The sequence below is a fragment of the Mycobacterium sp. IS-1496 genome, from assembly GCF_001499995.1.
GTDB lineage: Bacteria > Actinomycetota > Actinomycetes > Mycobacteriales > Mycobacteriaceae > Mycobacterium.
In genome coordinates, this window is record NZ_LQIU01000041.1 from 1 (window position 1) to 22,221 (window position 22,221).

The window sequence follows — 22,221 nt, forward strand, 5'->3', positions numbered from 1 at the left end:
GACACCCCACGCTTGCGGGCGCGTTCGGTGTCATCGGGCTCGGGACCGTCCTGGTCGAGCAGGAACAGCGTGAGGTCGGCGGTGTCTTTGAGTTCCTTGGGCCCCACACCCACCGCGGTGCGGACCAGGGTGACCTCGAACTGCTCCCGGGTGGCCGTATCCACCCATGCGGGCAGTTTGTCGACCGCTTTGCGGATGACCTCGACGTGTTCGCCGGTGATGCATCCGAGCGCTTGGGCGGCCGCGGTCGCCGGCAGCACCGGCGGCAGCGACGGGCCGGTCAACGCTTGGCGCGGTGCGAGCAGGGCGGCCTCGGTGAGGCGGCGGTTGGCCTCGGTGCCCGAGATCCGCCAGCGGACCGTGAGGACCTCTTTCCACGATGTGGCGCCCAGCTGCTGCGGTGTCGCCTCGGCCTGCAGCCGGGCCAACAACCGGTGGCTCACCGCAGGAAGTTGGCACCCCAGGGTCTCGAGATCGTCGAGCGCCGCAACGAGTTCGGGCTGATCCAGCAGCGCGACATCACAGGAAGCCACCGCCTCGTAGGCGGCACGCAGCGCGCTCACCGCGGCCTGCAAGTCGTTGCCGGACATACTTCGAACATACATTCGACCACCGACAAATCTCGGCGACCACACGGATTGTTGTCTCGGGACATCGGTGGCAGTTCTGCCGAAGGTTCGCGGGGTGGCGACCAAAAAACCCACCGAGCCGCGCGTCCGCCGCGATCTCGCAGTGGCCCGATGACGCACCCCGCGGGGCGATCTCGACGTTCTGCGCCGAGCACGGCATCTCCCGTAGGTCGTTCTACGGGTCCGCGAACGTACGAAGCCCGAAGGGCCGGCTGCGGTGCTCGAACCCAGTCCCGTCCAACCCGTCGCTGCCATGCATCTTCCGTGAGGCCGGTGTGGCTCCGTGTGAGCCGAAGAAAAGGCCCCGCTCAGCTTGGCGGCGGTTCCGTCTACCCAGCCGGTCACAGAGGCGGTCGACCTTGAGCGCCGCCAGCCCCTCCTCGGCAACGATCACGTAACCCTGATGTATCCAGTCGTCGACGGAACGCCGTCCGCCGCCGGAGGATCGAGGCCTCGGCATGACCCTCGACAGTAGCCGTTTACGCAGGTGACGCGGGTCTCGGGCGGCGGGTTCGGGAGCGGCGCTTCACATGGAAGTTTTCCGGGCGGGGACGCTGCCTGCATGTTTAAGGGGTTTTCTCAGTGAATGGCCCATGTTTTACTCAGTGGCGCAACAACTGAATCTCTCGGTCCGCTCTCTGCCGCACCGGTCAGTGGAGCGGGCGCGGACAACGCAGTGCAGAAAAACGCTGCGGTGCCAATGGCGACTGTGTCCGCTGGGTCGAGCGTGATACGCGGTAACCGGAAGATGGATGGATTGCTTCATGACGATCGTTGACAAGATTCGAGGCCATTGGGCCCGCCGATTCGCGGTGGCCGCCGTCGTGGCGGCGTTGCTCCCCGGCGTGATCGGCCTCACCGGCGGTTCGGCACTCGCGGGGGCGTTCTCGCGGCCGGGATTGCCGGTCGAGTACCTGATGGTCCCCTCACCGGCGATGGGACGCGACATCAAGGTCCAGTTCCAGAGCGGTGGCCCCGGATCTCCTGCGGTCTACCTGCTCGACGGGCTGCGTGCCCGCGAGGACTTCAACGGCTGGGACATCGAGACCCAGGCTTTCGAGTGGTACCTCGACTCCGGTCTTTCGGTGGTGATGCCGGTCGGAGGACAGTCGAGCTTCTACACCGACTGGTATGCCCCGGCGTGCGGTAAGGCCGGCTGCCAGACGTACAAGTGGGAGACGTTCCTGACCTCGGAGCTGCCGAACTGGCTGGCGGCGAACCGGGACGTCAAGCCGACGGGCAGCGCTGCGGTCGGTCTGTCGATGGCCGGTTCGGCGTCCATGATCCTGTCGGCCTATCACCCCGAGCAGTTCATCTATGCGGGCTCGCTGTCGGGCTTCCTCAACCTGTCCGAAGGCTGGTGGCCGTTCCTGGTCGGCCTGGCGATGGGCGACGCGGGCGGCTACAAGCCCGAACCGATGTGGGGCCCGGGCGGCAGTGAGGCCTGGTTGCGCAACGACCCGATGGTCCAGATGGACAAGCTGGTCGCCAACGGCACGCGACTCTGGGTGTACTGCGGTAACGGCAAGCCGGGCGAGCTGGGCGGTGGCGGCCTGCCACAGGAGTTCCTCGAGAGCCTGACGCTGCGCACCAACATCACGTTCCAGGAGCGCTACATCGCGGCCGGCGGACAGAACGGGGTCTTCAACTTCCCGCCGAACGGCACGCACACCTGGATGTACTGGGGTCAGCAGCTGCAGCAGATGAAGCCCGACCTGCAGCGCGTGCTGCTGGGCTGAGCCCCGCAGGGCCGGCGGCGCTAGAAGCCGCCGGCCACCCGCACCACGGCCCGGCCGGAGTACCGGCCGGCACGCACCTCGTCGATCACCTCCGCGACGTCCTTCACGTCGACGTCGTGGGAGAGATCGGCGAGGTGTCGTGGTTTGAGGGGCCCGCCGAGCCTCGCCCACAGCTCACGCCGCGGTCCGATCGGCAACTGCACCGAGTCGATGCCGAACAGCGCCGCCCCGCGCAGGATGAACGGCATCACCGTCGTGTTCAAGCCCGGCCCACCGGTCAGCCCGCTGGCGGCGACCGCACCGCCGTACGCGAGGGTGCTCAACACATCGGCCAGCGTGGCGCCGCCGACACAGTCCACCGCACCGGCCCAGCGCGCCTTGCCCAGCGGGCGCGGCTTGGCGTCCGGATCCTCCGGAAGCCGGCCGATGACCTCGGCCGCGCCGAGTGTGCGGAGCAGATCCGCCTTGTCCGGCTTCCCGGTCGAGGCGACGACGTGGTAGCCGAGCGCGGACAGCAGGTCCACGCTGACCGATCCGACGCCCCCGCTCGCGCCGGTCACGACGATCGACCCGTCGTCGGGGCGGATGCCACGCCCGGTGAGGGCCTCCACGCTCATCGCGGCGGTGAAGCCCGCGGTGCCGATCGCCGCGCCCTCGTGCGGGCTCAGCGCGCCCAGCGTCACGACCTGGTCGGCGGGAAGCCGGGCGAACTCCGCGTACCCGCCGTGCTTGCCGGTGCCGATGTCGTAGCCGTGCGCCAGCACCAGGTCGCCCACACCGAACTCGTCGCTCTGCGAGGCCACCACCTCACCGGTGAGGTCGATGCCGGGAACGATCGGATAGTCGCGCACCACACCGCCTTTGGGTGTCACGGCCAACGCGTCCTTGAAGTTCACACTCGAGTAGTGCACCCGGATGGTCACCTCGCCCGGCGGCAGCGCGGACTCCTCGAGGGTGTCGACCGCCAGGTCGATCCCGTCTCCGGACTGCCGCGCGACCAACGCCTGAAAACTGTTCATAGCCGCTCACGCTACTTATCCGCGGTGACCGTCCGGCGTAAACTGGGCACACACACGGAGGAGGTGTGGGCCATGAAGAAACTCCTCGTCACCGTGGCAACGCTGGCGGTGTCGGCAGGTATCGCACTCACCGGAGCCGGACGGGCCCAGGCCGCCGACGACCCCGGACTGTGCTGGAACGGCTGGATCTGGAGCGCCTGCGTCTCAGGACCGGGCTGGGTCGACTGGACGCCGTGGAACTACTGGAATCCCGGGCATGGGCCCTTCGACGTCCATCACGGTGGTAAGCACTGGAAGTAGCTCCGGGCCCGGGCGGTAAGGTTCGCCCGTGAGCACGGTGACCTCCCGCGCCGGCGCCCTGTGCGGCGTGCTGGTCGGTGCGTGCTCGGGTCTGTTCGCCATGGCCGCCCACGCGCTGGCCGGCGGCGACGTGCCCACCGGCCCGACACTGGTGCTCGTCGCGCTCGTCTGTGCGGCGGTCGGCGCGCTGGCAGGCGCCGACGGCCGGGCCCGCGCCGCCGGGCTCATCGCCGCGGTCGGTGTGGGACAACTTCTCACCCACGTCGTGTTGGCGGTGACCGCCGGTCACCACGGCGGCCATGAGGTGGTGCCGTCGGCGCCCATGGTGTTCGCCCATGCGGTCGCGGCCGTCGTGCTCGGTCTGCTCATCTGTCTCGTCGGCCACCTGTACCGGGTCTGCGCGTCGGTCCTGTGCTGGCTGATGCTCACCCTGGTGCACCGGGGACGTCCGTCGGCGCCACGCCGTCACCGCACGACCTCGGTTGTCGTGCAACAACTTCTGCTTCGTTCCGGGCTGGGGATGCGGGCGCCGCCGTCGGCGGTGTCGTTCGGCGGCTGAGGCCGCACCACATCTCACACGCCTGCGTCACCCGCGGGCGCGCCCGTCGGCGCTTCGATGCGCGCCGACGTTCCGTGGCGCGACGACGTTCGTGCCACCACCTCGGACGAAAGCACTTCACGCATGACGACCACACCCGAGGGTCGGCTCGACCCTCCTGCACTCGAACTTCCCACCCCTTCCGCATTCGCCGCGCTGTTGCGCCGACTGCACTTCTACGCAGGCGTATTCGTCGGCCCGTTCCTGCTGATCGCCGCCGTGAGCGGCGGCCTCTACGCGATCGCGCCGTCGATCGAGCAGTTCGTCTACCGCGACTACCTGCACGTCGCCGCCACCGGTGACTGGCGTCCGGTCACCGAGCAGATCCGGGCCGCCCAGGCGGTGCGCCCCGACCTGACGGTCACCGCCGTGCGCCCCGCCGCGGAAGCCGGCGAGACCACGCGCGTCCTGTTCGACGACCCCGCGCTCGGTGAATCCGAGCGCCGAGCCGTGTTCGTCGACCCGGCCACCGCGCAGCCGCTCGGGGATCTCGCCGTCTACGGCAGCAGCGGCGCGCTGCCCGTGCGGACCTGGATCGACCAGTTGCACCGCAGCCTGCACCTCGGCGAACCGGGTCGGGTGTACAGCGAACTGGCCGCCTCCTGGCTGTGGGTGATCACGCTGGCCGGCGTGTGCCTGTGGTGGGCCAGAAGCAGGCGGGGGAGGCGGTTGCTGACCGTCGACCCGGCAGCGCGGGGCCGCACCCGGACACTCGACTGGCACGGCGCCGTCGGCCTGTGGATCGCCGCCGGCCTGCTGTTCCTGTCGGCGACCGGACTGACCTGGTCGCACTACGCCGGCGACAACATCGCCGCGCTGCGGACAGCGCTCTCGTGGACCACGCCGACGGTGTCGACGGCCGTCGCCGCGTCGGGGCATGCGCATCACGGCGGCCATGTCGTTTCCGGCGGCGACGCGCCGCGCGTCGACGAGGTCGACCGGGTGCTGCGCGCGGCCCGGGACGCCGGCGTCGGAGGCCATGTGGAGGTGTCGATCCCGGCGGGCGCCGACACCGCGTTCACGGTGGCCCAGACCCGCGAGCCGTGGGTGATGTCGAACAACGCCGTAGCCGTCGACGGATCGACCGGCCAGGTGACCGACACCTTGTGGTTCGCCGACTGGCCGTTGGCCGCGAAGCTGGCCGCCTGGGGGATCCAGCTGCACATGGGCCTGCTGTTCGGTCTGGTCAACCAGGTGGGCCTGGCGGTGTTGGCGGTGGCACTGGTAACCGTCATCGTGCGCGGATACCTGATGTGGTGGCGCCGGCGACCCACCCACGGCGGCGGGACGGTCGGAAGCCCACCCAGACGCGGTGTGCTGCGGGGCGTTTCGCCCGCGGCGGCGGTGGTGCTGGTGTGTGCGGCCGCGGCGGTCGGGTGGTTCGTCCCGCTGCTCGGGCTCAGCCTGCTCGGCTTCCTGGCCGTCGACGCCGCGATCGGGTTCGCGCAGCGGCGCAACGCTGTCGGAGCTTTGCGATGAGGGCGCCGCTCGTGGCGTGGACGCTCGTCGCCGCCGTGCTCGCCGGTTGTTCGGATGCTGGGCAACCTGCGACGGATGCCGCGGCCGTGCACGTGCACGACGCCTGGGTGAAGGCGGCCGACGACGGAATGACGGCCGCGTTCGCCCAGCTGACCAACGACGCCGACCGGGAGGTGCGCATCACCTCGGCGACCACCCCGGCGGCCGGGCGCGTCGAACTGCACGAAGTGGTCCGCGACCGCGGCGGGCAGACGATGCAACCGAAGCAGGGTGGGATCGCCCTGCCCGCCGGTGCGGACATCCATCTGGCCCCCGGTGGGGACCACCTGATGCTGATGGACCTGACCGCGCCCCTGACGCCCGGGTCGGACGTCGAGATCACCGCCACGTTCGCCGACGGTTCGACACTGCCGATCACCGCTCAGGTCCGCGAGTTCCCCGGTGCCGACGAACATTACGACGGGGGCCACCATGGGTGAGCGGATCAGCAGGCGCACGCTGCTCGGCGCGGGCGCGGCGGCCGCGGGCATCGCCGGGGTGGGATTCACGGCGACGGCAGGCGCCCGAGGTCTGGGGCCGCCTGCCCTCGCCACGGAGCCTTTCCACGGCGTGCACCAGGCCGGTATCGCCACGCGCCCGCAGGCGTACACGACGCTGATCGCGCTGGACCTGCGCCCCGGTCATGCCGACCGCGCGACGCTGCGGTCGATCATGAGATTGTGGAGCGAGGACGCGGCGCGCCTGACCCAGGGGCTTCCGGCGCTCGCCGACACCGAACCCGAACTCGCCGCCGACCCGGCACGACTGACCGTCACGGTCGGCTACGGTCCGGACCTGTTCGACGCCGCCGGGCTGACCGCGCGCCGGCCCACGCCACTGCGCCCGCTGCCGCACTTCGCCGTGGACCGTCTCGAATCCCGTTGGTGTGGTGGGCAGTTGCTGTTGCAGCTGTGCGCTGACAACCTCCTCACGATCAGCCACGCGTGCCGGGTGCTCACCAAGAACGTGCGCACGATGACCACCATCCGCTGGGTTCAGCGTGGTTACCGCAACCCGGCGAGTTCGTCGTCGACGGGTGCGTCGATGCGCAACGTCATGGGCCAGGTGGACGGGACGGTCAGCCTCGACGACGCCGCGTTGGACGATCACGTGTGGTCCTCGGGCGCGGACCAACCGTGGTTCGCGGGCGGCACCATCCTGGTGCTGCGGCGGATCCGCGCCCAGATGGACACCTGGGACGAGGTGGACCGGCACTCCAAGGAGATGGCCGTCGGCCGCAGACTCGCCAACGGGGCGCCGCTGACCGGATCACGTGAGCACGACGAACCCGATTTCGCCGCGGCCGTCAACGGGATCCCGGTCATCCCGGAGAACTCGCACATCGCGCTGGCCCGGCATCGCTCGGCCGGCGAACGGTTCCTCCGTCGGCCGTACAACTACGACGACACGCCACCGGAGGGCGAGATCTCCGACAGCGGACTGCTGTTCCTGGCCTACCAGCGCGATCCGGGCCGCCAGTTCGTGCCGGCTCAGCAGCGCCTGTCCGACGCCGATGCGCTCAACCCGTGGATCACGCCGGTCGGGTCGGCGGTGTTCGCGATCCTGCCGGGGGTGGGCGAAGGGGGGTACCTGGGTCAGCAGCTGCTCGAGATGTGAAGGGCTACTTCAATTGTGCCGAGGTCAGGCCGAGCAGGCGGCGGGCCACCACGAGTTGCTGGATCTGCTGGGTGCCCTCGAAAATGTCGAGGATCTTGCTGTCGCGCGCCCACTTCTCCAGCAGGGACTCCTCGGAATAGCCGACGGTGCCTGCCAATTCGACCACCTTCAGGGTGACGTCGCTACCCACCCGGGCCGCCTTGGCCTTGGCCATCGACGCTTCCTTCGAGTTGGGGATCGCATTGTCGGCCTGCCAGGCCGACCGCACGGTCAGCAGGTAGCCGGCCTCCCAATCGGCCTCCAGCCGAAGGAATTCGGCCGCAGCCGCGCTCTGGGCGTGTGCGGGCTTGTCGTAGGAGATCTCGACGCCGGCGTCGGTGAGGATTTTGCGCAGCTCCTCGAGTGCGGCGCGCCCAATGCCGACGGCCATACCCGCCACCACCGGCCGGGTGTTGTCGAAGGTCTCCATGACCCCCGCGAAACCCTTCTCGACGTGGATCTCCGGGTCCCCGAGGAGGTTGTCCTTCGGGATCCGGGCGTTGTCGAGGCGGATGACCGCGGTGTCGGACGCCTTGATGCCGAGCTTGTCCTCGAGTCGCTCGACGGTGACGCCGGGGTGGTCGCGCGGGACGATGAACGATTTGATCGCCGCGCGCCCCAGCGACTTGTCCAGGGTGGCCCACACGACGATGTGGGTGGCCCGCGATCCCGCGGTGACGAAGATCTTCTCACCGTTGATCACGTACTCGTCGCCCTCGAGCCGGGCGGTCGTCGACACCGCCGCGGAGTCGGAACCGAAGCCCGGTTCGGTGATGGCCATGGCGGCCCACACACCCTTGCCGAGCCGTTCGAGCTGTTCGTCGGTCGCGACACCGGAGATCGCCGCGTTGCCCAGGCCCTGCCGGGGCACCGACAGCATCAGCCCGACGTCGCCCCAGCTGATCTCTGTGACGTTGAGGACCGCGGACATGTTGCCGCCGTTGACGTTTCCCTTGGGGCCGTCCTCGGCGTCGCGGAACGCCTCGGCGCCCGCGAACGAGATGGTGTTGGCCTCCGAGATGCCCTCGAACAGCGTGGCCAGCGTGTCCAGCTCGACCGGGTAGTCGTGCTCTCGCAGGTCGTACTTGCGCGAGATGGGCCGCAACATCTCCGCGGCCCCCTGATGGGCCTTCTCGATGACGGCGTGCAGCTTCTTCGGCAGTTCCAGGTTGATTGCCATGACAGGATCCGTTTCTGACTCGGAGGACGACCTAGAGGACGACGACGCCCTCGGCGACACCGATCACGCGCAGATCGCGGTACCAGCGTTCGACGGGATGTTCTTTGGTGTATCCGTGGCCCCCGAGCAGCTGAACGCCGTCGAGGCCGATCTGCATGCCCTTGTCGGTGCCGAGCCGCTTGGCGAGCGCGGCCTCCCGGGCGTAGGGCAGACCCTGTTCGGCGCGCGATGCGCCGCGCCAGGTGATCAGGCGCAGCCCGTCGAGTTCGATGGCGATGTTGGCGCACATGAACGCGACCGCCTGGCGGTGGGCGATCGGCTCGCCGAACGCCTGACGCTCCTTGACGTAGGGCACCACGTAGTCGAGCACGGCATGCGACGTGCCGACGGCCAGCGCCGCCCAGCCGAGCCGCGACAGCGCGATCGCCTCGCGGTAGTCCTCGTCGGTGGCGGCGTCCTCGCCGAGCCGGTTGCCCAGCGGGACCGCCACGTTGTCGAGCTGCACGCGGCCCAGCGCGGCGGCACGCACACCCATGCTGGGGTCGGGGGTCACGGTCAGCCCCTCGGACGCCGATTCGACGATGAACATCGCCGGCTTGCCGTCGAGTTGCGCGGCGATGATGAACACCTCCGCGTCGGCGGCGGCGGGAACCAGCGACTTCGTCCCGGTGAGCCGGTAGCCGCCCGGGGTGCGGACCGCCGTGGTCTTGAGCGCGGTCGGATCGAACAGCGGGCGCGGTTCGGCGATCGCCAGACATGCCTGCGGCACGTTCTCGCCGGCGAAAGCGGGCAGGTAGGTGGCCTGCTGGTCGGCGCTGCCCCAGTGGGTGAGCGCTGCGGCCACGCCGCCGGGCGCGAGGATCGGCAGGGCCAGACCCATGTCGCCGTAGGCGAGCGCCTCGGCCACCAGCGCGTTGGTGATGGTCGAACGGTGTTCGGCGATCCCCTCGAAGTCCTCGGGAATGTTGACCGCGGTGATGCCCAGTTCGGCGGCCTTCGCGATCAGGTCCGGCGGGTAGGCGGCCGCGGCGTCGGCGTCGCGTGCGGCCGGGCGCAGGACCTCCTCGGCGAACTCCTTGACAGTCTCGACGATCATCTTCTGGTCGTCATCGGGGGTCAGGTCGAAGTAATCCGAACCCTTGGGTGCGCTCGTCAGGCGGGTGGGCTGCTTGCCGAGGCCCTGGATCCGCTTGAACTGGCGGGTCGAGGCGCCCGCCGCGGAGAACACCTGCTTGACGCCGTATTTCAGGCCGCGGTTGAGCGGGTTCCGCAGGTTGTACCGGTCGAGGAACTCCTGGCCCACCAGCGGCGTGATCAGCGCCAATCCGATGTCGGTGGGTGTCCGCTTGTGTCGCTGCAGGCCCACGGCACTCTCGTGGCCGGTGCGCTTCGGGCGGGCCGATGTGCCGTTCTTGGACGGCAGTGTGTTGGTCATTCCAGCTGCCTCACTTCGTCGGGGCGATGGCCTTGACCGTATCTTACTCCGGAGTAAGGTCGGGGCGGCCTGTTATCTAATTCACACCTGTCAACACCGCTCCGGCACAATGCCGCGCATGCGCAGACACGTCACCGCGATCGACGCCTACGCCGGCGGTTGGGCTCTGGTCAGCGGTGCCGCCCGCGCCGAGGGCCTCGGCTTCGCCTTCGCCCGCCGCCTGGCCGCCGCCGGCCTGAACCTGGTCCTGACGGACGTTCTCGACGCCGACCTGAGCGCGCGGGCGGACGAACTGGTGTCGCAGTTCGGCGTCGACGTGCGTACGGCCGTCTGTGACCTCGGGAGCCCGGCTCCCTACCCGGAACTCGAGGCCGCCGTGGCAGGCGTCGCGATCGACGTGCTGGTGTGCAACCACATGTTCACCCCGGCGGACACACCGACGATCCTCGACATGCCGCTGGACACCCACAGCCGCATGATCGACATCAACGCCCGGGGCTATACGAACCTGATCCACCGCTTCGGTACGCAGATGCGCAGTCGCGGCCGCGGCGCGATCATCATCGTCGCCTCGGGCGCGGGTCTGACGTCCGCGCCCTTCACCGCCGCCTACTCGGCGAACAAGGCGTTCCAGATCGCGCTCGGGGAGGCGCTCTGGTACGAACTTCGCGGCACCGGCGTCGATGTGCTCGTGATGATCGGCGGGTTGATGAACACCCAGGGCGACGCCCTCGACCAGTACCCGCGGTACCTGATGGCTGAACCCGAAGATGTTGTGCGCGAGGTGGTTTCGGCAGTAGGGCGAAAACACCTCGTGGTGCCCGGACTGGCCAACCGGTTGTTTCTGCTGACGCAGACCCGGTTGATGTCGCGGCGCAGGACCGTCTCGGCGATCGGGCGGTTCATGGCCAAGGGTCTCGGCAAGTCCGCCTAGCGTGTGAGGTGGCCCAACGCCGCGTCGTGGAGCAGGCCGTTGGACGCGACCACGCTGCCGCCGTGCGGACCTGCCGCACCGTCGAGGTTCGTGAACGTGCCGCCGGCTTCGCGCACCAGGATGTCGATCGCGGCAAGATCCCACAGGGACACCTCGGGTTCGGCCGCGATGTCCACCGCACCCTCGGCCAGCAGGCAGTACGACAGGAAGTCGCCGAAACCACGGACGCGCCAGACGGCGTCGGTGAGGTCGATGAATCGGTCCCGCAGACCACGTTTCGCCCATCCGGACAGGCTGGAGAACGACAGGCTCGCCGAGTCCAATCCGGCCACCTTCGACACCGAGAGCCTGCGCGGCGACTCGCCGGTGACCGCGACGAAGGCGCCCTGCCCGTCGGCCGCCCACCAGCGCCGGTGCAGCGCGGGTGCGCTCACCACGCCGACCACGGGCACACCGTCGTTCAGCAGCGAGATCAGCGTCGCCCAGATCGGGACGCCGCGCACGAAGTTCTTCGTCCCGTCGATCGGGTCGATCACCCACTGGCGGCCACGGAAAATCGCTGTGCCGCCGAACTCTTCGCCGAGGACCGCGTCGTCGCCGCGCTCGTCGGCGAGCGCCTCGCGCAGCTCGCTCTCCACAGAACGGTCGGCGTCGGTCACCGGCGTCAGGTCGGGTTTGGTCTCGATCCGCAGATCCAGTGCGCGGAACCGGTCCACGGTGACCGCGTCGGCGTGGTCGGCGAGCCGCAACGCCAAGGCGAGGTCGTCGGCCAGGCTGGGGGAACCGGTGCTCATGCCTGCAAGTCCTACCATGGCCCTGTGTGGGAATTCGCCGTGCTCTTGTTGTTGATCGGTGCCATCGCCGTGCTGGCCGCGCCGTGGATCATGCGGAGCCGCGGACCCCGAGGGGAACTCGCGCAGGGAACGCTGCTCGTGACCGGCGTCAGCCCCCGGCCGGACGACGTGGCGGGGGAGCAGTTCGTCACGATCTCCGGGGTGATCAACGGCCCGACGGTCAACGAGCACGTCGTGTACCAACGCATGGCCGTCGACGTGAACAACTGGCCGTCGATGGGCGCCCTGTTCCCCGTCGTGTATTCGCCGAAGAACCCGGACAACTGGAACTTCGCGCCACCGGAGATGCCGGAGGGACCGCCGGCACCACCCCCACCTCCGCCGCCTGCTTAGGCGGCCCAGTGATGTGCGGTCCGACACGGAGGCCGAACGGCAGGAGGATCGGTGTCAGCCGTGCCCGATGCGGAGCAGCTCGGCCACGCTCGTGAGCTTCACCCGCGGTCGGCCCGCCGTCTCCCCGGCCGACCGTTCGTAGTCGTCGATCACCTTCCAGTGGTCGTCGGTGACCAGCTTGGGCTGGCGCGACACCAGCCACTCCACCAGCCGGTCGGCGTGGTCGTCGCCGAAGTCGGCCAGATCGGCGCCGTTCAGATCGGCGATGACCGTGTCGACGGTCGCCTGGGAGTCCTTCTTGTTGCTGCCGATCACGCCCGACGGTCCGCGCTTGATCCACCCGACCACGTACTCGTTGCGCCTGCCGTCGATCCGGCCGTCGGTGTGGGGGATCGTGCCGCTGCGCTCGTCGAACGGCAGGCCGGGCGTCGGCACCCCGCGGTAGCCGACCGCGCGCACCACCAACTGCGCGGACAGCTCCTCCCGCTCGCCGGTGTCCTTGGCGACCACTCGGCCGTTGTCGGTGACGAGTTCGTTGCGCCCCAACACGATCGACTCGACGTGTTCACGGCCCTTGATCTCGATCGGTGACGTGCGGAACCGGAACACGATCCGGCGGGTCGCTCCGCGCGGTGACCGTTCGGCGTAGCCGCGCAGCACCTTGATGTTCTGTTTGACGGTCTTGCCGGCCGACTCCAGGTCGTCGTCGGTGATGTCGGCGAAATCTGCGGGATCGACGATGACGTCCACGTCGCCGAGCCCCTCGAGGTCGCCGAGTTCGCGCAGCTCGAGTGTGGTGAACGTGGCCTGCAGCGGACCCCGCCTGCCGATGACGACGACCTCTTCGACCCCGCGGCGGTGCAGCGACTCGAGCGCATGGTCGGCGATGTCGGTGCGGGCCAGAGCTTCGGGATCGGTGACGAGGATGCGCGCGACGTCGAGGGCCACGTTGCCGTTGCCGACCACGATCGCGCGGCCCGTCGACAGGTCCGGCCCCATCTGCTCGAAGTGCGGGTGGGCGTTGTACCAGCCGACGAAGTCGACGGCGGCGACGCTGCCCGGCAGATCCTCGCCCGGGATGTTCAGGGAGCGGTCGGACTGCGCGCCCACCGCGTACACCACCGCGTCGTACCGGTCGGCCAACTCCTCGGGGCGAACATGCTCGCCGACGGCGATGTTGCCGAAGAAACGGAAGCGCGGGTCGCCGGAGGTCTTGTCGAACTGTGCGCTGATGGACTTGATCTTCGGGTGGTCGGGCGCCACCCCGGACCGCACGAGACCCCACGGAGTGGGCAACATCTCGAGCATGTCGACACGCACGTCGCGGTCCGCGTCGTCGCTGTCGGCGAACTTGAGCAGGGAGGAAGCGGCGAAGTAGCCGGACGGGCCGGAACCGACGATCGCCACGTGATACGGGCGCTTCTGGGGCATGTGAAGGTGCCTTCTGTCGCTGCCCGGCCACGCGCAAGGGGCTGTCGCGACGCGCTCGGGCTGGTTACCAACCCGACTCTAAACGCGACGGCTCCGCGCCGAGGGCAAGTCGCGTCGAACTCGCCGGAGGCGCGGGCGGGCCCGCGACCGGCCACGCCGCGGCCGGTACCCTGAATCTCCGTGGATCCTGACCGTCAAGCCGACATCGCCGCCCTCGACGCCACGCTCACGACGGTGGAGCGGGTGCTCGACGTCGACGGTTTGCGGAACCGCATCGAGAAGCTCGAACAAGAGGCCTCCGACCCGAATCTCTGGGACGACCAGAGCCGCGCCCAGAAGGTGACCAGCGAGCTGTCCCACGCCCAAGGTGAACTGCGCCGGGTCGAGGAACTCCGCCAGCGCGTCGACGACCTCCCGGTGCTCTACGAGCTGGCCGACGAAGAGGGTGGCGCAGAAGAGGTCGCCGAGGCCGACGCCGAACTCGCCAAGCTGCGCGAGGACATCGAGGCGATGGAGGTCCGCACCCTTCTGTCGGGCGAATACGACGAACGCGAGGCCGTCGTCACCATCAGGTCCGGTGCGGGTGGTGTGGACGCCGCCGACTGGGCCGAGATGCTGATGCGGATGTACATCCGCTGGGCCGAACAGCACAAGTACCCGGTCGAGGTGTTCGACACCTCCTACGCCGAAGAGGCGGGCATCAAGAGCGCGACTTTCGCGGTGCACGCGCCGTACGCCTACGGCACCCTGTCGGTGGAACAGGGCACACACCGGCTCGTGCGCATCAGCCCGTTCGACAACCAGGGCCGCCGCCAGACGTCGTTCGCCGACGTCGAGGTGCTGCCGGTGACCGAGACGACCGACCACATCGAGATCCCGGAAACGGATCTGCGGGTCGACGTGTACCGCTCCAGCGGGCCGGGCGGGCAGTCCGTGAACACCACCGACTCGGCGGTCCGCCTGACCCATATCCCCACCGGGATCGTCGTCACCTGCCAGAACGAGAAGTCCCAGCTGCAGAACAAGGTCGCGGCGATGCGGGTGCTCCAGGCGAAACTGCTGGAGCGCAAGCGGCAGGAGGAGCGCGCGGAACTCGACGCGCTCAAGGGCGACGGCGGCAGTTCGTGGGGCAACCAGATGCGGTCCTACGTGCTGCACCCCTACCAGATGGTCAAGGACCTGCGCACCGAGTACGAGGTCGGCAACCCCTCCTCGGTGCTGGACGGTGACATCGACGGATTCCTCGAGGCGGGGATCCGCTGGCGAAACCGGCGCGATGACGAGTAGCGCGACGCTGGCGATCGGATTCGCCGAAGGCTGGCACGACTTCTGGCACGGCGACATCGGCATCTGGATGATGACCCGGGGTCTGCAGATCACCCTGCTGGTGATCGGCGCGCTGCTCGGTGCCCGTTTCATCAACTGGGTGGCGCGCCGGGTGACGCGGCGCATCGACGCGGAGTACCAGGAGAGCGATCAACTGGTGCGTTCCGAGAGCGCCAAGCACCGCCAGGCGGTGGCGTCGGTGATCTCGTGGGTGTCGATCGCGGTCCTGTTCGTCGTGGTCGGCATGCAGATCACCGCGGTGCTCAACATCCCCGTCGGTTCGCTGGTCGCACCGGCCGCCGTGCTCGGCGCGGCGCTGGGCTTCGGCGCCCAGAAGCTGGTCCAGGATCTGCTGGCCGGTTTCTTCATCATCACCGAACGCCAGTACGGCTTCGGCGATCTGGTGCAGCTGAACATGGTCGGCGCGAACGACGCCGCCGAGGGCACCGTCGAAGAGGTGACGCTGCGGGTGACCAAACTGCGGACCGGGGAAGGCGAGGTGTTCACGGTCCCCAACGGCAACATCGTCCGCTCGTTGAACATGTCCAAGGACTGGGCCCGCGCGGTCGTCGACATCCCGGTGCCCACCACAGCGGACCTCAACGACGTCAACGAACTGCTCCACCGGGTGGGCGAGAACGCGATGGACGATTCGAAGCTGAGCGCGCTGCTGCTCGACACCCCGCAGTTGATGGGCGTCGAGAGTATCGAGGTCGACACGGTCAACCTGCGAATGGTGGCGCGCACCCTGCCGGGTAAGCAGTTCGAGGTCGGCCGCCGTCTCCGGATCCGCATCATCGCCGCGCTGAACAACGCCGGCATCGCCACCAAGGACCACACGCCCCGGATCGACACGATCGCCGGTCATGGTGAATCGCCACAGCAGAGCCGCTCGGAGTCGAGGCAGTGATCCTGCGACGGCTGCTGCGCCACATGCAGAACGAGCAACGGGTGTGGCCGCGGTACATGCCGGGCGGCCGGGTGCGCACCTCCACGCTGGGCCTCATCGCGGCGTTCGTCGCGCTGTTCTGGCTGTATCAGGTCTACGAGCCGCCGGCTCAGCCTGGGCAGAACCCCGCCCAGCAGGTCGTGCCGCCCGGGTTCGTGCCCGACCCCGACTACACCTGGGTGCCCCGCACCCAGGTGGAGGCCCCGGTGACGACCACGTGGCGCCCCCCCCCCACGACGACCACCACACCGACGACCACGAGCCCGACCGAGACCACGACCACCACCCCCACCTCGCCGACCTCGACGCCTCCGTCGCCGACGACGACGGTGGTCGACCCCGACGGCCCCGGTTTGCTACCACCGCGAACGATCACCCAGACACCCGCGTCCGAGCCGGTGCCGCCGCCCGTACCGGGGCTGCCGCTGCCCCTGCCGTAACCGGCCGCGGGGTGACGCCCCGCTACACTGGCGAGCCGTGATGATCACCCTCGACCACGTGACCAAGCAGTACAAGTCCTCGGCGCGGCCCGCGCTGGACAACGTGTCGCTCCAGATCGACAAGGGTGAATTCGTGTTCCTCATCGGGCCGTCCGGATCGGGCAAGTCGACGTTCATGCGTCTGCTGCTCGCCGAGGACACGCCCACCTCCGGCGACATCCGGGTGTCGAAATTCCACGTCAACAAGCTGCCCGGGCGGCACATCCCCAGCCTGCGGCAGGTGATGGGCTGCGTCTTCCAGGACTTCCGGCTGCTGCAGCAGAAGACGGTGTTCGAGAACGTCGCGTTCGCGCTCGAGGTCATCGGGAAGCGCTCCGAGGTGATCAACCGGGTGGTGCCCGAAGTGCTCGAGATGGTCGGCTTGTCCGGCAAGGCGAGCCGTCTGCCCGACGAACTGTCCGGCGGCGAGCAGCAGCGGGTGGCGATCGCCCGGGCGTTCGTGAACCGGCCGCTGGTGTTGCTGGCCGACGAGCCGACCGGGAACCTTGACCCGGAGACGAGTAAGGACATCATGGACCTGCTGGAGCGCATCAACCGCACAGGAACGACGGTGCTGATGGCCACCCACGACCATCACATCGTCGACTCGATGCGCCAACGCGTGCTCGAACTCGAGTTGGGCCGCCTGGTCCGCGACGAGCAGCGCGGTGTCTACGGAATGGATCGCTAAGTGCGCTTTGGATTCCTGATCAATGAGGTCCTGACCGGGCTTCGTCGCAACGTCACGATGACGGTGGCGATGATCCTGACGACCGCGATCTCCATCGGCCTGCTCGGTGGTGGTCTGCTGATCGTGCGGCTGGCCGACAACTCCAAGGACATCTACCTGGACCGGGTCGAGAGTCAGGTCTTCCTGACCCCGGAGGTCTCGGCGAGCGATCCGACGTGTGATGCCGACCCGTGTCAGGGTCTGCGCACGCAGCTGGAGGAGCGGAACGACGTCTCGTCGGTCGTGTTCCTCAACCGCGACGACGCCTACGACGACGCCATCCGAAAGTTCCCGCAGTACAAGGACGTTGCGGGCAAGGACGCGTTCCCGGCGTCGTTCGTGGTGAAGCTGGTCGATCCCGAGCAACATCAGGAGTTCGACAAGGCGATGGTCGGACAACCCGGGGTGCAGGGGGTGCAGAACCAGAAGGACCTGGTCGACCGGTTGTTCGCGGTGCTCGACGGGTTGAGCAACGCGGCGTTCGCGGTGGCGCTGGTCCAGGCCATCGGCGCGGTGCTGCTGATCGCCAACATGGTGCAGGTCGCGGCGTACACACGCCGCACGGAGGTCGGCATCATGCGGTTGGTCGGCGCCAGCCGCTGGTACACCCAGTTGCCGTTCCTGTTGGAGGCCATGCTCGCGGCCCTGATCGGCGTCGTGATCGCGATCGCCGGACTGGTGGTGGTGCGAGCGGCCTTCCTGGACAACGCGCTCAACCAGTTCTATCAAGCCAACCTGATCGCCAGAATCGACTTCGCGGACATCCTCTACATCTCGCCGATCCTGTTGATCGTGGGCGTGGCGATGGCCGGTGTCACCGCATACGTCACACTGCGCCTGTACGTGCGAAGGTAGGGCGTGGCAGCCAAGAAGGCCGGGAAGGCCGGGGCGACCAAAGACCGCAACAACCAGGTCGTCGCCAGTAATCGCAGGGCCCGGCACAACTACGCGATCCTCGACACCTACGAGGCGGGGATCGCGTTGATGGGCACCGAGGTCAAGAGCCTGCGCGACGGTACCGCCTCACTGGCCGACGCGTTCGCCACCGTCGACGACGGCGAGATCTGGCTGCGCAATTTGCACATCCCGGAGTATCACCACGGCACCTGGACCAACCACGCGCCGCGGCGCAACCGCAAGCTGCTGCTGCACCGGCGCGAGATCGACAACCTCATCGGCAAGATCCGCGACGGCAACCTGACCCTGGTGCCGTTGTCGCTGTACTTCTCCGGCGGCAAGGTCAAGGTGGAGTTGGCGCTCGCGCGCGGTAAGCAGGCCCACGACAAACGCCAGGACCTGGCGCGCCGTGACGCCGAGCGTGAGGTGGTCCGCGAGCTGGGGCGCCGGGCCAAGGGCATGTCCTGATCGGGATCCTGTTCGCGCTGGCGTCGGCGGCCGGCTACGGGGTCAGTGACTTCGTCGGGGGGATCGCCGCGCGCCGGGTCGCCGCGCTGCGGGTGGTGCTGATCTCCTACCCGGTCGCGATGGTGTTGCTCGCCGGGTTGGCCGTGGCCGTCGGCGGGTCGATCTCCCCGGATGCGGTCGTCTGGGGTGCGCTCAGCGGGCTGTCGCAGGGTCTCGGCGTCTGGTGGTTCTACGCCGCGCTGGGTGCGGGCCCGATCTCCGTGGTGTCGCCGCTGACCGCCGTGCTGGTGGCCGCTCTGCCGATCGGCGTCGGGCTGACGATGGGGGAGCGGCCGGGGATCATCGCCGCGGTCGGCATCGTGGTCGCACTGGTCGCCGTCGTCCTGGTCAGCCGCGAAGCGACCGACGAGGACGTCCGCGTGCACCGGTTCACGAAGACGGTCGCCTGGTTGACGGTCGGGGCAGGGCTGGCGTTCGGATTGAACTTCGTGCTGATCGACCAGGCGCCGCCCGCGGCCGGGCTCTGGCCGCTGGTGTTCGCGCGGGTGGCGGCGACCGTTCTGGTCGTGGCGATCGCCGCGGTCACCAGACAGATGAAGGCGCCCACCGGCGTGCCGCTCAAGCTGGCGGTGCTGGCCGGTGTGCTCGACACCGGCGCGAACGTGGCCATGCTGCTCGCGCTGCAGGCGTCGCTGTTGTCGTTGTCCGGAGTGCTGATGTCGCTCTATCCGGCGGCGACGGTGCTGCTGGCGATCGTCGTCCTACGGGAGCGGGTGACGCGCTGGCAGGCGCTCGGCATGGCCCTGGCTCTGGGTGCCGTCGCGATGATCGCGGCCGGTTAGCGGTTTGCCCGGATCGAAAGTACTCGTCCGCTCGCGTCCGGGTCGAAAGTGTTGCCGTGGCATCATAGGTCTGATTGCCAGCAAACTGCGGGGGGTCTGTGTCCGTAAAGAGCGCGCAGTGGCGCCTCGTGATCTTTGCCGTCGTGGCAGCGCTGGCCTGGGCGAATGCGCTGGCGCTGTTCGGCGACGAGGTCGCCCGCTGGGCGGCGGCGGCCCTGCAGGCCGCGGTCGGGATATCGGCGCTGATCGCCGCGGCGCTGGTCGCGCGGCGGACCTCGGGCGTCGCGCGGTGGTGGCGCGTGCTGGTCATGGCCGCGATGGGCAGCTGGCTGGTCGCCGAGGTGGCGTGGTTCCTCGGCGGGACCGCACACGGTGGTGAGGAGGCCCCGCCGGTAGCTGTCGTCGCCTACTTCCTGCCGCCGGTGCTGTCACTGGCCGCGATGGTCGTCCTCGCCCGCGGCGGGGGAGGGCTGCGGGGCCGGCACAGCGGGTTGCGGCATTCACGGGTCGTCGCCATGCTCGACGGTCTGGTGGCGGCGTCGGCCTTCGCGATCCTGGCCTTCATCGCCGGCCCGGGCGCGATGACCGGTGCGGCGCTGCCCCGGTCCCAGAACGCGACGATCGTGGTCGCCTATTCGCTGCTGGAGCTTTCGGTCGTGGTCGTCGCGGCGCTGATGGCGATGGCCTACCGGCGCGACCGGCCGGACCGCGTGAACTATCTACTCCTCGCAGGCGGGGTGCTGACCATCGCCGCGGCGGACCGGCTCGTCGCCTATCTGCAGACGGTCGGAGTGGAATCGGGTGCCCTGTGGGGCGGCGTCGGCTTCACCCTCGGCCCGCTCATCATCGTCTTCGCCGTCATCGAAGTCCGACCGACTCCGTTGACCGGCCGCGGTGAGGACGCGATGGACTGGTTGCAGGCGTTCCTGCCCTACATCGGATTCCTGTGCATCATCGGCTTGCTGTCCTATCACCTGCTGATCGGGAAGGACATGCCCACCGCGGTCATCGTCGTGGCGGTGACGATGATCGCTCTGGTCACCGCCAGGCAGGTGGTCGCGATGCGGGCCCAGCGACTGTTGACCCGCCAGCTCTACGAGGCGCAACGCCGGCTGGCACACCAGGTGCACCATGACCCGCTCACCGGACTGCCCAACCGGGTGCTGTTCGCCAAACGGCTCGACGAGGCGATGCACGACGGCAAATTCGTGCTGATCTTCGTCGACATCGACGACTTCAAAGAGGTCAATGACCAGTTCGGTCACGCCGCCGGCGACGAACTGCTCTGCGCGGTGGGCGAGAGACTTCGCCAGTGCGTCGGACCGTCGGACACCCTCGCGCGCATCGGCGGAGACGAATTCGCGATCCTGGTCGAAGGTGAGCACGAGGCTCCCGAAGTCGTCGCGGACAAACTCCGGGTGGCGCTGCGGGACCCGTTCGCCGTGCACGGCTCGTCGGTGCGCGTGCGGGCCAGCATGGGATTGGTGCGGCCCTCGGCCGACGAACCGAACCCGACGTCGGACGATCTGCTGCGCCAAGCCGACATCTCGATGTATGCGGGTAAGCGGCTGGGCAAGGACACCGCGGTGGTGTACCGGCCGACATCGGGGGTGTCGGTGGACTTCCCGAGTGCGCTGCGGCATGCGGACGGCGGGGTGCCGAAGGGGTTCAGCCTGGCCTACCAGCCGGTGGTCACGTTGCCGCACGCCGCTCCGGTCGCCGTCGAGGCCCTGGCGAGGTGGACCGCGCCGAACGGGATGCAGATATCACCGGAGACCTTCGTCGCGGTGGCCGAAGGCGCCGGCCTGGGCGGAGCGCTCGACGCCATGGTGCTGGATCTGGCCTGCCGCGAGGTGGAGGCGGCCGGGCTCGACATCGCTCTGCACGTCAACATCGGTGCCGCCCGTCTGGGCAACCGTGATTTCGAGCTGCAGGTGGCGCGGTCACTTGAGTTGTACGGCATCGCGCCGGAGCGACTCGTGCTCGAGATCACCGAAACCGTCCCGATCGTCGATCTGTCGAAGGGGGCGGCTGCGATCAGGCGGCTGCGCTCGGCCGGCGTTCAGGTCGCCCTCGATGACTTCGGCGCCGGCTTCAACTCGCTCAACTACCTGCACGCGCTGCCGATCGACGTGGTGAAACTCGACCGCAGCCTCGTCGTCGGGGGTGAACCCGATCGCGACGTGGCGCTCTACCGTTCGGTGATCGGACTGTGCGATGCGCTGGGCCTCGACGTGATCGCCGAGGGGATCGAATACCCCGAGCAAGCCGACACGGTGTTCGCCGCGGGATGCCGGATGGCTCAGGGGCATCTGTTCGGGCGCGCGGTACCGATGAGCGATCTGGGCGACGTGCTGTCCGCGACGGGTCAGGAGGCGCTTCTGCGGCGGTGACGCGCCCCGGAACAAAGGGGTGGAGGGCGACGTTGTCCCTCGCGTACCATGGATTCTCCTGCCGAAGGTCGACAGGGATGCGAGGGGCTGAACGGTTTCGACTTCGCGCATCGAATCAAGGGAAGCGTGCCGGTGCAGGCAAGAGACCACCGTAAGCGTCGTTGCAACCAATTAAGCGCCGATACCAATCAGCGCGACTACGCTCTCGCTGCCTAAGCGAAGCTAGTCCGTCAGACCGGGAGCGCCCTCGGCCCGGACCCTGGCGTCATCTAGAGGGACCCACCTTCAGGTCCGGTCGCGGGACCTGAAGGGACATCAAACAGCGACTGGGATCGTCATCCTGACTTGTTCGCGTGATCAGGAGATCCGAGTAGAGGCATAGCGGACTGCGCACGGAGAAGCCTTGAGGGAATGCCGTAGGACCCGGGTTCGATTCCCGGCAGCTCCACCGAGAAGAAGCAGGTCAGGACGTCAAACTCCTGGCCTGCTTTATTTGCATCAACATCTCATC

22 protein-coding genes, 1 other RNA gene and 1 pseudogene are annotated in these 22,221 nt (G+C 68.7%); 18 read left to right on the forward strand and 6 right to left on the reverse strand.

The genetic code is table 11. The features are described 5' to 3' along the window. Positions 1 to 605 (reverse strand): DUF222 domain-containing protein (locus AU195_RS19195; protein WP_157531188.1); only part of this gene is annotated, 605 nt, incomplete at its 3' end. Positions 606 to 666: 61 nt separating this feature from the next. Between AU195_RS19195 and AU195_RS26500 the strand changes: the two are divergent. Both AU195_RS26500 and AU195_RS19205 read left to right on the forward strand, forming a co-directional pair. Then, positions 667 to 967 (forward strand): annotated as a pseudogene (locus AU195_RS26500) (IS481 family transposase); the annotation flags it as partial. A gap of 426 nt (positions 968 to 1,393) precedes the next feature. Further along, a complete protein-coding gene (locus tag AU195_RS19205; protein ID WP_059160675.1) occupies positions 1,394 to 2,368 on the forward strand; it encodes an esterase family protein in 975 nt (324 codons plus the stop codon). 20 nt (positions 2,369 to 2,388) lie between these two features. Here AU195_RS19205 and AU195_RS19210 read toward each other — a convergent pair whose 3' ends face one another. Continuing rightward, entirely contained in the window at positions 2,389 to 3,387 is a 999-nt protein-coding gene (locus tag AU195_RS19210) for an acrylyl-CoA reductase family protein (protein WP_059160652.1), read from the reverse strand. A 72-nt stretch (positions 3,388 to 3,459) separates the two neighbouring features. Here AU195_RS19210 and AU195_RS19215 point away from each other — a divergent pair, with 72 nt between their 5' ends. From AU195_RS19215 to AU195_RS19235, 5 genes are all read left to right on the forward strand, one after another. Further along, a complete protein-coding gene (locus tag AU195_RS19215) occupies positions 3,460 to 3,687 on the forward strand; it encodes a hypothetical protein (RefSeq protein ID WP_157531189.1) in 228 nt (75 codons plus the stop codon). 28 nt (positions 3,688 to 3,715) lie between these two features. After that, on the forward strand, positions 3,716 to 4,246 hold the full coding sequence (locus AU195_RS19220) for a hypothetical protein (protein WP_286149357.1): 531 nt from the start codon (positions 3,716 to 3,718) through the stop codon (positions 4,244 to 4,246). Positions 4,247 to 4,369: 123 nt separating this feature from the next. Next, positions 4,370 to 5,764 carry a PepSY-associated TM helix domain-containing protein gene (locus AU195_RS19225; protein WP_059160677.1) on the forward strand — a complete coding sequence of 465 codons (1,395 nt, stop codon included), beginning with the start codon at positions 4,370 to 4,372 and terminating at the stop codon, positions 5,762 to 5,764. Next, positions 5,761 to 6,243: a copper chaperone PCu(A)C gene (locus AU195_RS19230; RefSeq protein WP_059160654.1), complete on the forward strand. Its 483-nt coding sequence runs from the start codon at positions 5,761 to 5,763 to the stop codon at positions 6,241 to 6,243. Before AU195_RS19225 ends, AU195_RS19230 begins: the two co-directional genes overlap by 4 nt. Continuing rightward, a complete protein-coding gene (locus AU195_RS19235) occupies positions 6,236 to 7,420 on the forward strand; it encodes a Dyp-type peroxidase (RefSeq protein WP_059160655.1) in 1,185 nt (394 codons plus the stop codon). Before AU195_RS19230 ends, AU195_RS19235 begins: the two co-directional genes overlap by 8 nt. 4 nt (positions 7,421 to 7,424) lie before the next feature. Here the strand turns inward: AU195_RS19235 and AU195_RS19240 are convergent, their stop codons facing one another. After that, entirely contained in the window at positions 7,425 to 8,639 is a 1,215-nt protein-coding gene (locus AU195_RS19240; protein WP_059160656.1) for an acyl-CoA dehydrogenase family protein, read from the reverse strand. Positions 8,640 to 8,670: 31 nt separating this feature from the next. After that, positions 8,671 to 10,074 carry an acyl-CoA dehydrogenase family protein gene (locus AU195_RS19245; protein WP_059160657.1) on the reverse strand — a complete coding sequence of 468 codons (1,404 nt, stop codon included), beginning with the start codon at positions 10,072 to 10,074 and terminating at the stop codon, positions 8,671 to 8,673. A 118-nt stretch (positions 10,075 to 10,192) separates the two neighbouring features. On the opposite strand from AU195_RS19245, the gene AU195_RS19250 reads away from it, so the two are divergent. After that, entirely contained in the window at positions 10,193 to 11,008 is an 816-nt protein-coding gene (locus tag AU195_RS19250; protein ID WP_172800636.1) for an SDR family NAD(P)-dependent oxidoreductase, read from the forward strand. On the opposite strand, the gene hisN is transcribed toward AU195_RS19250, so the two are convergent. Continuing rightward, positions 11,005 to 11,802: a histidinol-phosphatase gene (hisN, locus tag AU195_RS19255; RefSeq protein ID WP_059160659.1), complete on the reverse strand. Its 798-nt coding sequence runs from the start codon at positions 11,800 to 11,802 to the stop codon at positions 11,005 to 11,007. The genes AU195_RS19250 and hisN overlap by 4 nt on opposite strands. Before the next feature lie 24 nt (positions 11,803 to 11,826). Here hisN and AU195_RS19260 point away from each other — a divergent pair, with 24 nt between their 5' ends. Further along, complete coding sequence (locus AU195_RS19260; RefSeq protein WP_059160660.1) at positions 11,827 to 12,195, forward strand: hypothetical protein; 369 nt, start codon at positions 11,827 to 11,829, stop codon at positions 12,193 to 12,195. Positions 12,196 to 12,249: 54 nt separating this feature from the next. On the opposite strand, the gene AU195_RS19265 is transcribed toward AU195_RS19260, so the two are convergent. After that, positions 12,250 to 13,626, reverse strand: coding sequence for an FAD-dependent oxidoreductase (locus tag AU195_RS19265; protein WP_059160661.1), 1,377 nt, complete (start codon positions 13,624 to 13,626; stop codon positions 12,250 to 12,252). Positions 13,627 to 13,806: 180 nt separating this feature from the next. On the opposite strand from AU195_RS19265, the gene prfB reads away from it, so the two are divergent. From prfB to ssrA, 9 genes are all read left to right on the forward strand, one after another. Then, positions 13,807 to 14,913, forward strand: a complete 1,107-nt coding sequence (prfB, locus tag AU195_RS19270) for a peptide chain release factor 2 (protein WP_059160662.1) — start codon at positions 13,807 to 13,809, stop codon at positions 14,911 to 14,913. Continuing rightward, the gene (locus AU195_RS19275) at positions 14,903 to 15,862 is read left to right on the forward strand and encodes a mechanosensitive ion channel family protein (RefSeq protein WP_059160663.1); all 960 of its coding nucleotides are present in this window, start codon (positions 14,903 to 14,905) and stop codon (positions 15,860 to 15,862) included. Before prfB ends, AU195_RS19275 begins: the two co-directional genes overlap by 11 nt. Then, entirely contained in the window at positions 15,859 to 16,341 is a 483-nt protein-coding gene (locus tag AU195_RS19280) for an Rv3103c family proline-rich protein (protein WP_059160664.1), read from the forward strand. The genes AU195_RS19275 and AU195_RS19280 overlap by 4 nt, the downstream gene beginning before the upstream one ends. Positions 16,342 to 16,381: 40 nt before the next feature. After that, complete coding sequence (gene ftsE, locus AU195_RS19285; protein ID WP_059160665.1) at positions 16,382 to 17,071, forward strand: cell division ATP-binding protein FtsE; 690 nt, start codon at positions 16,382 to 16,384, stop codon at positions 17,069 to 17,071. Continuing rightward, on the forward strand, positions 17,072 to 17,965 hold the full coding sequence (gene ftsX, locus AU195_RS19290) for a permease-like cell division protein FtsX (protein WP_059160666.1): 894 nt from the start codon (positions 17,072 to 17,074) through the stop codon (positions 17,963 to 17,965). A 3-nt stretch (positions 17,966 to 17,968) separates the two neighbouring features. Next, on the forward strand, positions 17,969 to 18,475 hold the full coding sequence (smpB, locus tag AU195_RS19295) for an SsrA-binding protein SmpB (RefSeq protein WP_059160667.1): 507 nt from the start codon (positions 17,969 to 17,971) through the stop codon (positions 18,473 to 18,475). Then, positions 18,472 to 19,317, forward strand: a complete 846-nt coding sequence (locus tag AU195_RS19300; protein WP_157531190.1) for a DMT family transporter — start codon at positions 18,472 to 18,474, stop codon at positions 19,315 to 19,317. Before smpB ends, AU195_RS19300 begins: the two co-directional genes overlap by 4 nt. A 143-nt stretch (positions 19,318 to 19,460) precedes the next feature. Then, entirely contained in the window at positions 19,461 to 21,710 is a 2,250-nt protein-coding gene (locus tag AU195_RS19305) for a putative bifunctional diguanylate cyclase/phosphodiesterase (RefSeq protein ID WP_286149360.1), read from the forward strand. 83 nt (positions 21,711 to 21,793) lie between these two features. Beyond that, positions 21,794 to 22,161: a transfer-messenger RNA gene (ssrA, locus tag AU195_RS25335) on the forward strand. The last annotated feature ends 60 nt before the right edge of the window (positions 22,162 to 22,221 follow it).

Bases quoted from the DNA above. Each gene is read 5' to 3' on its own strand.
- AU195_RS19205 (WP_059160675.1), top strand. From the start codon at position 1,394: ATGACGATCGTTGACAAGATTCGAGGCCATTGGGCCCGCCGATTCGCG.
- AU195_RS19210 (WP_059160652.1), bottom strand. From the start codon at position 3,387: ATGAACAGTTTTCAGGCGTTGGTCGCGCGGCAGTCCGGAGACGGGATC.
- AU195_RS19215 (WP_157531189.1), top strand. From the start codon at position 3,460: ATGAAGAAACTCCTCGTCACCGTGGCAACGCTGGCGGTGTCGGCAGGT.
- AU195_RS19225 (WP_059160677.1), top strand. From the start codon at position 4,370: ATGACGACCACACCCGAGGGTCGGCTCGACCCTCCTGCACTCGAACTT.
- AU195_RS19230 (WP_059160654.1), top strand. From the start codon at position 5,761: ATGAGGGCGCCGCTCGTGGCGTGGACGCTCGTCGCCGCCGTGCTCGCC.
- AU195_RS19235 (WP_059160655.1), top strand. From the start codon at position 6,236: ATGGGTGAGCGGATCAGCAGGCGCACGCTGCTCGGCGCGGGCGCGGCG.
- AU195_RS19240 (WP_059160656.1), bottom strand. From the start codon at position 8,639: ATGGCAATCAACCTGGAACTGCCGAAGAAGCTGCACGCCGTCATCGAG.
- AU195_RS19245 (WP_059160657.1), bottom strand. From the start codon at position 10,074: ATGACCAACACACTGCCGTCCAAGAACGGCACATCGGCCCGCCCGAAG.
- AU195_RS19250 (WP_172800636.1), top strand. From the start codon at position 10,193: ATGCGCAGACACGTCACCGCGATCGACGCCTACGCCGGCGGTTGGGCT.
- hisN (WP_059160659.1), bottom strand. From the start codon at position 11,802: ATGAGCACCGGTTCCCCCAGCCTGGCCGACGACCTCGCCTTGGCGTTG.
- AU195_RS19265 (WP_059160661.1), bottom strand. From the start codon at position 13,626: ATGCCCCAGAAGCGCCCGTATCACGTGGCGATCGTCGGTTCCGGCCCG.
- AU195_RS19275 (WP_059160663.1), top strand. From the start codon at position 14,903: ATGACGAGTAGCGCGACGCTGGCGATCGGATTCGCCGAAGGCTGGCAC.
- ftsE (WP_059160665.1), top strand. From the start codon at position 16,382: ATGATCACCCTCGACCACGTGACCAAGCAGTACAAGTCCTCGGCGCGG.